The 12,509-nt window shown below is 74.6% G+C and carries 9 protein-coding genes; all 9 read left to right on the forward strand.

Annotated features, from left to right (window positions below; translation table 11 throughout):
* The 9 genes from AB0K07_RS14475 to AB0K07_RS14515 are packed head-to-tail and all read left to right on the forward strand — an operon-like array spanning window position 1 to window position 12,508.
* On the forward strand, window positions 1–3,186 hold the full coding sequence (locus AB0K07_RS14475) for a hypothetical protein (RefSeq protein ID WP_363755094.1): 3,186 nt from the start codon (window positions 1–3) through the stop codon (window positions 3,184–3,186).
* Entirely contained in the window at window positions 3,183–4,661 is a 1,479-nt protein-coding gene (locus tag AB0K07_RS14480; protein ID WP_363755096.1) for a hypothetical protein, read from the forward strand. Before AB0K07_RS14475 ends, AB0K07_RS14480 begins: the two co-directional genes overlap by 4 nt.
* A 2-nt stretch (window positions 4,662–4,663) precedes the next feature.
* Window positions 4,664–5,164: a hypothetical protein gene (locus tag AB0K07_RS14485; RefSeq protein ID WP_053659787.1), complete on the forward strand. Its 501-nt coding sequence runs from the start codon at window positions 4,664–4,666 to the stop codon at window positions 5,162–5,164.
* A complete protein-coding gene (locus tag AB0K07_RS14490) occupies window positions 5,164–5,823 on the forward strand; it encodes a hypothetical protein (RefSeq protein WP_363755098.1) in 660 nt (219 codons plus the stop codon). Before AB0K07_RS14485 ends, AB0K07_RS14490 begins: the two co-directional genes overlap by 1 nt.
* A complete protein-coding gene (locus AB0K07_RS14495) occupies window positions 5,820–7,868 on the forward strand; it encodes a hypothetical protein (RefSeq protein ID WP_363755100.1) in 2,049 nt (682 codons plus the stop codon). Before AB0K07_RS14490 ends, AB0K07_RS14495 begins: the two co-directional genes overlap by 4 nt.
* Window positions 7,869–7,878: 10 nt before the next feature.
* Window positions 7,879–8,202 carry a hypothetical protein gene (locus AB0K07_RS14500; protein ID WP_363755102.1) on the forward strand — a complete coding sequence of 108 codons (324 nt, stop codon included), beginning with the start codon at window positions 7,879–7,881 and terminating at the stop codon, window positions 8,200–8,202.
* Between the two features lies 1 nt (window position 8,203).
* Window positions 8,204–8,722: a hypothetical protein gene (locus tag AB0K07_RS14505; RefSeq protein WP_363755103.1), complete on the forward strand. Its 519-nt coding sequence runs from the start codon at window positions 8,204–8,206 to the stop codon at window positions 8,720–8,722.
* Complete coding sequence (locus tag AB0K07_RS14510) at window positions 8,715–10,151, forward strand: baseplate J/gp47 family protein (RefSeq protein WP_363755105.1); 1,437 nt, start codon at window positions 8,715–8,717, stop codon at window positions 10,149–10,151. The genes AB0K07_RS14505 and AB0K07_RS14510 overlap by 8 nt, the downstream gene beginning before the upstream one ends.
* An 11-nt stretch (window positions 10,152–10,162) precedes the next feature.
* Window positions 10,163–12,508, forward strand: coding sequence for a hypothetical protein (locus AB0K07_RS14515; RefSeq protein ID WP_363755107.1), 2,346 nt, complete (start codon window positions 10,163–10,165; stop codon window positions 12,506–12,508).
* Window position 12,509 lies beyond the last annotated feature (1 nt).

The following is a 12,509-nucleotide window of genomic DNA, read 5'->3' on the forward strand; positions in this document are numbered from 1 at the left end:
GTGGCCATCTCGGTGCACGTGCCCGTGCGGATCCGGCTGGACGCCCGGTTGGTGACCGAGCGGCCGGAGGCGGTGACCGACGCTCTCGCCGCGGCCCTGGCCCGCGCGCTGGACCGGTCCCGCCGCGAGGTGGTCGCACCCCGCGGCGGCTACCTGGAGGTACGCACCCGCGCTCCCGAGTTCACCTGGACCGGCGCCGACCGCGAGCGCGTCGGCCCGGAGCAGCGACGGGCATTCGAGGCCCGGCTACGGCAGCGCATCGACGACGCGGTGGCCGACGCGCGGCTCGACCCGGGGCTGCCGGTCGGGGTGGCCGCGCCGCTGAGCCGGCCGCCCACCGAACTCTTCGACCCGCAGCGGATGCGCCACCTTCTCGCCGTCTACCGGGTGCCGTCCTACGACGACGGTGGCGACGCCGCCGAGGTGCCGGTGGACGGCGACGAGCCGCCGCCGATGCGCTACGACTGGCATCTGCGCCCGGTCACCTACCTCGTCGGTCACTTCGCCGAGCTGGCCCGGGAGGCGGTCCGGCAACACGGTGGCCTGCCCTCCGGCGCCCCGCAGGGCGTCATCGCCCGGGTCACCGACCCGGAAGGGCGGCAGGTGTGGCTGGTCATGGTGACCACCACCCCGCTGTCGTTCTTCACGTTCGACCGGTTCGGCGAGACGGTCTACCGGGCCACCCCGCAGCCGCACTTCGAGATCGAGGCGCGGACGCCCAGCCCGCAACCGGGCACGGTCGACCGCCGACCGGTCGCCGACCGGGCCGCGCTCGTGGCCATGGTGGACGAGGAGATCGGCGCCGACATCCGGTCCCGGCTGCGCACCGCGCAGCCACGCGGCGAGACCACCACCGTCGAGGAGTACCAGGCGCAGGTCGAGCGGGCCGTCGAGGTGGAGGTGACCCGGCGGGTCGACGCGATCCTCGGCTCGCTGGGCGGCGCGACGCCGACCAGTCTCATCATCGTCCAGGTGGGCGGGGCGTCGCTGCTGCTGGTCGGCACCGAGGCCACCGACACGACACTGCACTGGACCGGGCGGGCCAACCTGCTGCCGATCAGCGTCGAGCAGCACCCGACGACGCCGGTCGACCCGAACGCGCCACCGGGCGGCGGCGTCGGTATCGGCCCGGGCGGCGGCGCCGGCTCCGGTACCGGCGGTGGCACGGGGACCGGCGGTGGCACGGGCACCGGGTCCGGTGCGGGCGACGGCACCGGGACCGGCGACGGGGCCGGCGGTACGCCGCGAGGCGGGTTCGTCTTCGACCCGAGCGCCCCGACCGCGCCGCCCGGCACCGACGCCAGCCGGTTCCCACTGGTCACCGGCGGACGGGCGGAGATCCCGGCCTGCGGACCGCTCAACGGCGAACCCGAACTCGACGCGCTCGGCGCGGACGCCGACGAACTGCGCCGGCTGATGGACGACATCGCGTTCCGACTCCAGATGAACCAGCCCTGTCGTTACCCGGCGACCTTCTGCCTCCAGGCCGCCGCGGTGCTGCGCGCCCGGGCCGCCGCGATCGGCGTCATGGTCGGCGCGGCGGAACGGGAGGCGTTCAGCCGCCCGGTCCCGGAGGGCACCGGCCGGCTCGGGCCCCTGGACTTCCGGCCGGTCGCGTCACCCGCCGTCCAGTTCCTGCGTCACCTCGCCGGGGTGGTGCCCCGGCTCGACCATCTCGCGCAGCGGATCATGGCGGTCTACCAGAAGCCGGAGCACTGGGCCCGGATCCGCGGCGGCTGGCTCGAGCACCCGGCCGCCTGGAACCTGCACTTCCTGTACGCGTTCACGCCGGCGGTGAAGGACGCCGTCGGGACGATCTTCGTGATCGGCAACAAGGCCATGCTGGTGCAGTTGCTGCTCACGTCCCGGCAGGGCATCCAGGCCCGGATCACCAACTTCACCCGGTACGCGCCGATCTTCGAGCGGCTGATCGTCTCCCAACTCACCGACTACGTCGAGTTGCAGGGCCTCCGGGACCGGCTGCGTCGACACGAGGCGGCCCGGACGCTCCGCACCTACACCAGTGCCGGCGACGGAACGCTCGCCACCGCCAGCGTGGTCAACCCGTCCACCGCCTGGTACGGCGCGGCGCACTCGCTCTCCGGCGCGTTCCTCGCCGCCGAAGCCGCCCTCACCAACCCCGGGGCGGCTGGCGAGATCGTCGAGCGGGACGGGGTGACCCGGATCCGGGACTCCCACGGGGTGCTCTGGACCGTCGCCGACATCGAGCAGGCGCTGGTCATCCAGCGCGGCGAGGCCGAGGGCATCGACCCGCTGGTCAAGCAGATCACCGACCTGCCCGACGTGCTGGCCCGCTTCGCCGGCGACCGCAGCGCCATCCGCACCGAGCTGTGGCGGGTGCTGCACGAGATGCAGCGCAACAACGCCGAGATGCTCGGCCGCGCCCGCGAGGACGCCGGGTTCGCGTTCCGCTCCAGCCGGATCAGTGAACACATCCCGTCGGCCACCATCCCCGGTGGCCGGTACGCCCTCCAGGGCATCCACCTCGTCACCCACCAGCAGCTCGGCGAGTTCTTCGGCGGCAACGGGTTCTACGCGCTCGGCGTCGACGACCTGTTCAGCGGCGAACTGGGTCGGCAGGCGCTGTCGGCGTTCGCGCTGACCGTCGGCATCATCGCCCTCTCGGTGCTCTGCCCGCCGCTGGGCTTCGCCGTCGGGGTGGCCGTCGCCGTGGGCGACGTGGTCCACGCCCACCGGCGGGAACGGCTCTACGGGGCGCTGATCGACCCGGAGCTGGTGCTCACCCGCGCCGAGGTCGAGGTCGAGCTCTTCGCCGCGTACCTCGGGCTGGCGCTGTCGCTGATCCCGGAGGTCGGCACCATCGGCGGCGCGGTCGTGCGCGGCGGCCGGGTCGCCCTGCGGTACGGGCTGCGCACCGGCCTGCGGGCCGGTGGCCGCTACGTGGCGCGCCGGGTCGCCCGGCAGGTCATCGAGGCGGCCTCCCGCGACCTGCTCCAAGCGTTCATCACCGAGATCCTCCTCAACGAGGTGATGGAACGCGTCGTGCAGAAGCTGATGGAGCCGGTGCTGGCGTACGTGGAGCGGGAGGCGATGCTGCGCAGCGCGGTCGGCGGCCCGGAGGGCGCCCGGTTCCTCCTCATGGTGCTCGACTCCCAACCCGGTGGCGCCGCCGCCGGGCCAAGCGTCCCGGCGGTGCGGCCGTGACCCCGCCCCGCCGGTTCCGCGCCGGCCGCTTCCTGGACGCCGCCGCGGTGCACGCCGCCGCCGACGCCAACCCACGGCTGCGCCGCTTCCTGCGGACCGTGGCCGGGCACGGCGACGTCGGCGAGGTACGCGCCCGGCGGCTGCTGGAGCACATCATCCGACACGTCGTCGACGACGTGGGTGACCTGCATCTGGGCAACGCGGTGGCCCGGCTGGAGCGGATCGCCGTGCTGCGGGAGCGGATCGCCGGCATCCTCGACCACGTGCTCGAGGGCGGGACTCTGCCCGAAGGGGTGCGGGTGGAAGCGCTCGGCGAATCCTTCGACCAGCTCCGCACCGAGATGCGCGAGCTGAGCCGACCCCGCGACGGCATCGTCGGCGACGCGCCGCTGCGGCTGGCCGAGGACGCGGCCGCGTACGCCGACTCGATGCTGCGGGAGTTCGAGGCCGGCGGCGGGGCGGCCGGCCTGCACTCCGAGCCGGCCGCGGCGGTAAACGACGCGTTCCGGGCCATGCCTGCCGACCGGCAGGCAGCCGTGCGTCGCGCCGCCGCACTGGAGCCGCAGGCATTGTGGCGGGCGGTGGCCAGCGAGACCGAGGGCGGCAAGCGGGCCGCCGTCGCCGACCTGGAGACCCGGCTCGGCGGCCGGCTCACCCCCGACGAGTTGGCCCGGCTGCGCACCGCCGTGGACGACCTCGGTCGCGCCCGCAACCGTGGCCTGCAGGTCAGCCAGGCCCGGCTGGCCGAGGCCCTGGCGCGGATCGCCGACCCGGAGCTGCGCGCCGTGGTGGCCGGCGGCGACGTCTGGCTCACCCAGCAGCTGGCCCTGCACAACCCGGAGGCGCTGGCCACCCTGTGGCGGCGGTTCCGGGAGCGGGGTGGGCGCGCCGACGACGGCCCCGGTTTCCGCGCCTACCTACGCCACGACATGGTGACCTACGGCCGGGGGGTGCTCGGCGAGTACACCGCCGCGTTCTCGCTGAGCAGCATCGAGCTGTTCCTCAAGGGACCGGACGCCAACGTGAAGGTCGCCGGCACCGACCTGGTCGGCATCGGCCACGACGGCTGGGTGTGGCTGGTCGACGACAAGTCACACCGGTCGACCAGCGTCTCCGGGGTCAGCGCGCTCACCGACAACCTGGTCGCCAACCTGCGCCGCGACGCCGGTGAGTTCCGCGACGCCATCGCCCGGCTGCAACGCGACGACCCGGGCTTCACGCCCGACCCGCGGATCCTCGACGCGATCTCCCGGATGGAGGACGCCGCCGCCGAGATCGACCGGATCAACCGGCGCGGCTCGGCCGCCACCCGGCCGGCGCGGATCAGCCGGGCGCTGGAGGAGCGCCGGCTGCGGCTGCGGGTGACCAGCGCCGCCGGTGAGGTCCGCGAGATCACCCAGGCCCTGCGCGACCTGGGCCTGGACGTCCAACCCACCGGCACGCCGGTGGCGCTGCCACCGACCGGAGGGCGCTGACGATGGCCATCACCAGCAGCTTCATGCGGTACGGCACGGTGCCGTCGGCGATCATCAGTGACGGGGTGCTCCCGATCCCGCTCTGGGCGGTCACCGCCATCTCCCTCGCCCAGACCTACCACCTGCCGCCGATCGGTTCCACCGCGCACAAGGCCATCGTGGCCACCCACGACGACACCATCACGCTGACCGGCGTGCTGGTCGGCGCGGAACGCTACGCCTGGAAGTTCGCCCTGGAGACGATGGCCGAGGCCAGCAAGCGCGGCACCGCGCTTGCCGCGTACTCCGGCGGGAAGTTCGGCGGGCTGATCCTGGTCACCTCGATGACCATCCGCACAGACATGCAGGTGCAGTCGCTGACGTTCAACGCCTCGGCCGCCCGCCGCGACGTCCTGGACACCACCATCACCCTCGTTCACGTGCCCCGTCCCAGCCTGCTCGGCAAGCTGCTCGACGTGGCCAGCATCGGAGTCGGCGCGCTCGCCGACGGGTTGGGGAACTGATGCCACCGTTCCCGATCGACCGCTACCTGCTGCCGGAGACCCCGATCGAGGTGCCCGACGGGTTCACCGAGATCCGGCAGAGCCTCACCGCCGGCCTGCCGCACCGCGTCGAGCTGGGCGCCGGCGTGCACGCGGTGCTGATCCTGCCCACCGGCCTGGCCCGGCAGTGGCTCGACACCGACCCCCTCGCGGTGGTCAGCACCTCCGCCGACGACCTGGCGCCCCGACCCGCGCCCCCGACCACGCCCCGGCCGCCGGCGCTGGTCGGCCGGGTGCCGCTGCGACTCGTCGTCCGCCAGGGCACCCGGATCCTCGGCTCGGTGCCGCTCGCCGCCGGCCTGCGCCGGGTCTGCCCCGACGCCGACCCGTCGGCCTCCGCCGGCCCGTCGGCCTCCGCCGGCGCGGTCGCCGTGGAGCTGGTCGTGCTGTCCTGGCTGCTGCACGCCGGGACGGTACGCGGCTCCGGCGACTACGGCTCGACCGTGACGCTGGCCTGGCGGCCCGCGGACCGCGCGGTGGACCGGTTCGGGCCGCCGCCGATCAACGAGTTCGTGTGGCGGCGCCGGCCGCCGGCGCAGCGGGTCGAGTCCGAGCTGGGCCCCGGCAGGCTGCGCTACCGCTACCTGCTCGACAAGAAGCTGCGAAGGGTGCTGCGATGACGCTCACGCCGTTCCAGACCGGCCAGGTACGCCAGGGCGCGGTCGGCAACGACGCCGGCTGGACCCTGACCTTCCACCGGGAGACCCCGACCGGGCTCAGCCCCGACACCGCGCTCACGCTGTCCAGCGCGGACTACTACGCGGCCATCGACGCGGCGTTGCCCGAGGGGCTGGGCCCCGGCGCGTACACGATCACCGTGCAGGGGCTGATCGACGAGCACTTCGCCGCGCTGCGCACCGCCGAGGGGCAACCACCGCTGGTGGCGAAGCTGCACCTCTACTGGCGCGACGCGAACACCTCCGTCGGCGCGTTCTTCACCAACCTGGTCGGGGTCAACGCCGGCCCCTCACCGGCGGAGCTGACCCAGGCGCTGGTCGCCGTGCTGCGGGTGACCAAGGTACGCCGGCGCACCGGCGAGCGGACGTACGACACCGAACTCACCCTCGTCGAGCAGGCGTACGCCCGGCTCGGCCAGCGGGTCGCCGAACGGTTCGAGGCGGCCACCTTCACCGCCGCCATCCAGGCCATCGCCGAGCGGACCCGGGTCGACGTCACCGGCTGGGGCGCCAACCCGGACGGCACGATGACCCGGGGCGCCACCGAGGCAGCCGGTGACGAGCGGGTCGCCTTCGGCGCCGGGCTGCTCTACCGCGCCGCGCTGGAGCGCATCGGTGGCGCGTTGCAGCAGTCTTTGAACGCGTACGGGCGGGGGATGCTGCTGATCCGCGACGGCACCGTGCACGTCGGCAAGCGGCCGATCCCGTACCCGGAGGGGGAGCCGAAGCCGCTCACCCTCGCCACCGGCCTGCTGGAGTGCACCGAGAACGGCAGTCAGGACACCGACCCGTACGCGGCCACCGAGGCCGGTGGCACGGCGCCGCCGCGCCGGCGGGCGTGGACGCTGACGTGCAAGGGCCGCCCCGACCTCAAGCCCGGTGACCTGGTCCGCTTCGACCCGCCGGCGGTGGACGAGGCGACCACGCTGGGCAGCGTGGGCGCGGCGCTGCTCGGCTCGTTCGCCGCCCCGTTCGCCCCGTCCACCGGGGAGTTGGGCGCCGGGGCGAAGCTGCTCTACCTCAGTGCCGCCCGGCACACACTGTCGCGTACCGCCGGTTTCGTGACGGTCGTGCAGGGCGTCGAGGTCACCTCGGGCGCCGAGGCGTGGGACAGCTGGAGCGACGCCTCCGGAGTGGGCGCCGCCGAACCGGCCGGTCCGGCCTCCTCGCCCGGGGTGGCCGCCGCCGAGGCGGTGCGCCGGGCGGCCCGCGCGGCCCGGGGCGAGACGCGCGGGCTGGAGATCGGCGAGGTGCGGGCGGCGGCCACCAACGCCAGCGGTGCGGTCGAGCCGCCGGCGCAGACCGAGACGGTCTGGGAGGGGCTGGCCCGGCCGGACGGCCGGCCGAACGGCGCCCGCCGGCTGCCGGTACGCCGGGAGCAGCCCGCGCCGCTGCCCGGCGTGACCTACCTGACCCCCTTCGCGTGGGGTGGCTGCGGGCTCATTCTGCCCCGCTATCCGGGCACCAGGGTGGCGCTGGCCTACCGCAACGGTGCCCCGGACGACCCGGTGGAGGTGGGCGCGCTCTGGCCGACCGGGCACGCCCCAGTGTCCCAGCCGGGGGACTGGTGGCTCTCCCTGCCGGTCGGGGTGGCCACCAACAGTCGCTCGTCGATCGGCGACACGGTGGTGCCCGCTGACCACGACGGCAAGGTGGCGCACGACCTCACCGACGGCGACGGCAACCGGGTCATCGAGCTGGGGGAGCTGACGGTGCGGGTGGGCCGGTCCACACTGCGCGGTCGGGGTCAGCGCCCGGCCCGCGCCGAGCAGGCCGACAGCATCACCATCGAGCACGCCGCCGGTGGGTCGTCGATCGTGATGAAACAGGACGGCTCGATCACCATCACCGCCACCCAGATCGATCTGGACGCCGGCAACGGCGCGGTGAACATCAGCGGCGGCACCGTCACCATCGCCGCCGACGACGTCGCGATCGAGGCGGACGACGTCGACGTCCAGGTCGACAACGTGATGAACGTCCACTGAGGAGAGCAATATGGCTTTCGTGCTCACCACGTCGAGCGACGTGCACTGTCCCAGCGAGGGCGCGGTCACCCCGGCCGGGCAGGCGAAGCTGATCGTGGCCGGCGCCAAGGTGACCCGCCTCAACGGCATCATCGGCAAGTCGGTGTCCGGGTGCACGATCACCGACAGCAACTCCACCGTGCAGTGCAAGAAGGTGGTGTCGGCGACCGGCGCGGCCCAGAAGCTCTTCGTCGGCGGGTCCGGGGTGGCGCTGAGCACCCTCCAGGGCGCCACCAACGGCAGCACCCCCGGTCTGGCCGCGACCGCCAAACAGAGCAAGCTGAAGGCGGTCTGAGATGGACCGGACCGAGCGGGAACGGCAGGCCGCCCAGCGCCGCTACCTCGGCTGGGGCCTCGCCTTCGAACCCACCATGCCCGGGCTGGACCTGGGCCGCGACGTCGTCTTCGACGACGGCCCGAACGGGCGGGTGCTGGCCCTCGTCGCGGGCACCGACAACGTGGCGCAGAGTCTCGCCGTCGCGCTGACGACGCTGCGCGGCTCGAACGTCTTCGACGCCACCTTCGGTTTCGACGGGCTCAACGCCCTGGCCGAACCGGTCGAACCGTCCCTGATCCGCGAGCAGGTGCGGATCGGCATCATCGCGCTGCTCGACCGCGACCCCCGCGTCCGGCGGATCGTCGACGTCAACCTCGACGACGGCCGGCTGGGTGTCGGGGGCGACGGCCAGGGTGGCGCCGACGACGCCGCCCGGGCCACGCTGCGCGCCTCCCGCACCCTCCAGGTGCAGGTCCAATTCGAAACCATCACCGACGACCGGCTCTCGGTGCACCTGGGGGAGCTGCCCAGTGTCTGATCCCACCCTCCCCGCCGAGCTGGCCGACGTCCTCGCGGTCGACGCCGCCGCGCTGCGCGCCACCGGCTCGACCGGGTTCGGCATCGTCGACACCGGCTTCGTGCCGAAGTCCTTCGCCCGGCTGCTCGCCGAGAAGCTGGCCACCGCCCGGCTGCTCTTCGGCGAGGACATCGACCTGACCAGCGGCGCGGTGCTGCGCAAGGTCCTCGAACTGGCCGCACTGGAGGACGCCCGGCTCTGGGCGGCCCTCGGCGCCGTCTACGACAACTCGTACGTGGTGTCGGCGACCGCCGACGCGCTGACCCGCCTCGGCGAGGAACTCGGCATCCCCCGGCCGTACCTGCCGGCCCGCGGCACGGTGAAGCTGAAGCTGAAGGCCGCGCTGCCGACCGGCCGGACCCAGCTCACGCTGCCCCGGGGCGCTCGGCTGTCCACCCCCGGCGGGCACCACGTCGCGCTCGACGAGACGGTGGTGCTCTCCGCCGCCGTCGGCGAGCGGGAACCGGCCGTCGCCGCGTTCTACCCCGGCCCGTCGCACAACCTCGACCCCAGCCAGGCCAACCAGAAGATCGACCGGTGGAACCGGGCCGACACGCTGCTGTCCGACCTGGACGACGCCGAGCAGGCCGCCGGGAAGGAGCTGGTGGAGATCACCCATACCGTCGCGCTGACCGGCGGCGACCAGCAGGTCCCCGACGCCCGCTACCGGCAACTGCTGCTGGCCGCGCCCCGGTCCATCTGGACGGCCGAGGCGATCGGGCTGGCCGTGGCCACCGTGCCGGGCGTACGCCAGGTGCAGGTCTTCGACGGTCGGGGCGGGCTGGACCTCAACCAGTCCATCTTCGGCAACTTCAACTTCATCGAACGGGTCTTCAGCACCGAACGCGACCTGGGAAATCCGTACTACGTCACGGTGCTGGTCGCGCCGACCGCCGCGGCCATCTGGGACGGCCCGGACGGGCTGCACGCCGCCGTCGAGTCGGTGATCGAGGACCTGCGCCCGGTGGGCATCTTCGCCTCCGTGGACCGGGCCGACGAGGTGGGCATCGGCGTCGAGGCCGACCTGGTGATCCGCGGACTGCCGCTGCCCACCGGCTCCCGGGAGACGGTGAACGCGTCCACCGCCGCGACCGAGCTGCGGGCCCGACTGCACGCGCGGCTGCGCCGCTACGTCGACGAGCTGCCCTTCGGCGAGCCGGTCCGTGCCGCCGAGGTGATCTGGACGCTGATGAACGAGCCGGGCGTCGCGGACGTCCGCGAGCTGCGGCTAGTCCGTTTCCCGGCCGACTCGGCGGTGGTGGTGACCGGCAACGCGCCCACCGGCGACGGGGTGCAGCGGCTGCCGGTCGGGGACAACGCGGTGCTCGCCGCCAACCAGGTGCCCGTCTACGTCGACCGGGACGACCCCCGGCCGTTCCGGATCGTCTGAGCGGGGGCGCCATGACCGACATCCGGGTGCCGGTGGACGGGGTCGATCCGTCCGTCGAACGCAACCTCGTCGACCAGTTGGAGGGCCCCTACCCGGGGACCGTGCGGCGGGTGGTGGTACCGATCGGCGCATCCGGCGCCGCCGCGGTGGACTGGACCAGCCGCCATCCGTTGCTCACCGTGGTGCTGCGCCGGGACCTGGTCGAGGAGACCGTCCGGGTGACGGTCACCGTGGACCCGGGCGGCGCCGGCGAGCGGGTGCAGCCGCCGGTCGTCTTCGCGTCCTGGTCGGCCGCCGGGGCGTCGGTGCCGGCGTACGTGCCGGACACCGTCGACGAGCCGCTGGTCGCGCCGTTCACCGTCGCCGTGTCGGTCGAGCGGGCCGTCGACGGCGGTGCGGCGACGGCGGTCACCGGTGCGGCGCTGACCGGGCTGGTCGAGCTGGCCGTGGTGGAGGGCAACCTGGGCCGGCTGCTCTACCTGGTGTCGCACGAGAAGCACCGGCTGCGCCGCGCCGCCCGGGAGGTGCACGCGTACCGCACCCTCGCGCACGCCCGGCGGGACGCGCTGGACCGGATCGGCGCCGACGTCGGGGTGGCCCGTTTCGTCGACGAGCTGGTGCACGAGCCGGCCAGCGGCGAGGTGTACGCCCGCCGGCTGGCCCCGCCGGCCCGCGAGCCGGACCCCGCGTACGCCCACCGGCTCGGGCTCTACCGGCGGTTCCTGCTGCCCACCCCGGGCGCGGTGCGCCGGCTGCTCAACGGGCCCGGTGCGGACGCCGACCCGAACACCGGGCTCTTCGCCGACCTGCCCGGCGGCGCGCGGTTCACCGTGCGGGAGGACGACGACCGGTTCGCCGTGGCGATCCGGCTGGTGGCCGCCGGTGAGCCGCAGCACCGCACCAACTTCCTCGCCCAACTGCGCCGGGACCGGCTGGTGCTGCCGGCGAACACTCCGCCGAACAACACCACGCACGCCGGCCGGGCACTGCCCGCGAGCCGGCTGACCGAGGTCACCGCGCTGCGGGCCAGCCTGCGCCAGTCGTACGCCTTCGGTAGCGGGCACGGCCTCGCGCCGCCGCTGGCGGCCGCGCTGGACCGGGCCGGGCGGGTCTGCCGGGCGCTCGGCTCGAGCGTGGTGTGGCAGGTGACCCGCGCCCAGGACGACGCCGGTGGCAGCCGCTACGAGCTGGGCCTCGGCGTGGACCTCACCCCGCCGACCGCCGCGCAGGCCACCGACCTGCGGAACCGGGTGCTGAACACCGGCCGCGCGGTGACCGCCGACCGGACCGCCGAGGCGCTGATCCTCGCCGCCCGGGCGGCCGGCGTGCCCACGGTCGCGGCCGACGGCGAGTTGGGCTGGCTGTGGCGGGTGTGCGGGGTGCAGACCGCGCACCGGGTCAGCACCGGCACCCTGTACCTGTCCCACCTGCCCACCCGGGGGCTGGCGGTGACCGCGCCGGCGACCGCCGCCGTCGGCGCCGACGCGGCGGTCGAGGCGCAGTTCCACGCGCCGGGCGACCCGGGCGGCAACGCGCTGCTGCTGGCCGGGCTGGCCGCCGCCGCGACGGCTTGGACCGGCGCCGGGGAAGCGGCGTGGACGTCGCTGACCGACGCGGCGGCGCGGACCCGGTGGGCGGCAGTGCCGACCCGGCCGGCCGGGCAACCGGTCGACCAGGTGCTGGCCGCCGCCGGCCTGCCCGCGGTACGGGAACCGGCACCGGTGGTGGCCGCGCTGAACCGGCTCCCCGACGAGCTGGTGGAGACCATCGAGCTTCCGGCGGCACTCGCCTCGGCGCTGGTGGCCGGGCAGCCCGCCGCCGCCGACCGGCTGGCCCGGTTGGTCGGCCTGCTGCGCGATCAGCACCTCGCCGCCGCGCTGCCGCTGGTCGACACCGGCAACCGGGTGCTGCTGGTGTGCAGCGTGATCGGGCTCCCGCAGGCCGGGCTGAACCTGGCCGAGCGGCGGGCCACCGGCTTCCGCTGGTACACCGTGGGGCTCGGCGGCGGCACGGCGGAGATCAAGGCGGTCGGCGCGCGGACCACGCTGCGGCCCACCCACGCCGGGCTGGTCGCCGTGGTGGCGCTCTCCTACGCGCGCACCGGGCTGACCGACCCGTACGAGTTCCGGGTGGAGCTGCCCGACGGGGTGGCGCTGACCCTGGCGCAGTACGAGCGGCTGATGAACGCCCTGAGTCGGGTCTGCCCGCTCGGCGTGGAGATCAACACCTTCGGCATCCGGCGTGACCACGTCGACCTCGACGCCGACGGCGACGCCGAGCCGCTGCGCCCGGCGGTGGCCCGGACCTTCCGCACCTTCCAGCAGCGCCGGCACCGCGGCGTGTACGACCAGCTCTGAG

The sequence above is a fragment of the Micromonospora sp. NPDC049301 genome (assembly GCF_040678715.1).
In the GTDB taxonomy this organism is placed as follows: Bacteria; Actinomycetota; Actinomycetes; order Mycobacteriales; family Micromonosporaceae; genus Micromonospora.

Coding starts and splice junctions, on each gene's coding strand:
- AB0K07_RS14505 (WP_363755103.1), top strand. CDS start 8,204: ATGGACCGGACCGAGCGGGAACGGCAGGCCGCCCAGCGCCGCTACCTC.
- AB0K07_RS14515 (WP_363755107.1), top strand. CDS start 10,163: ATGACCGACATCCGGGTGCCGGTGGACGGGGTCGATCCGTCCGTCGAA.
- AB0K07_RS14490 (WP_363755098.1), top strand. CDS start 5,164: ATGCCACCGTTCCCGATCGACCGCTACCTGCTGCCGGAGACCCCGATC.
- AB0K07_RS14500 (WP_363755102.1), top strand. CDS start 7,879: ATGGCTTTCGTGCTCACCACGTCGAGCGACGTGCACTGTCCCAGCGAG.
- AB0K07_RS14485 (WP_053659787.1), top strand. CDS start 4,664: ATGGCCATCACCAGCAGCTTCATGCGGTACGGCACGGTGCCGTCGGCG.
- AB0K07_RS14495 (WP_363755100.1), top strand. CDS start 5,820: ATGACGCTCACGCCGTTCCAGACCGGCCAGGTACGCCAGGGCGCGGTC.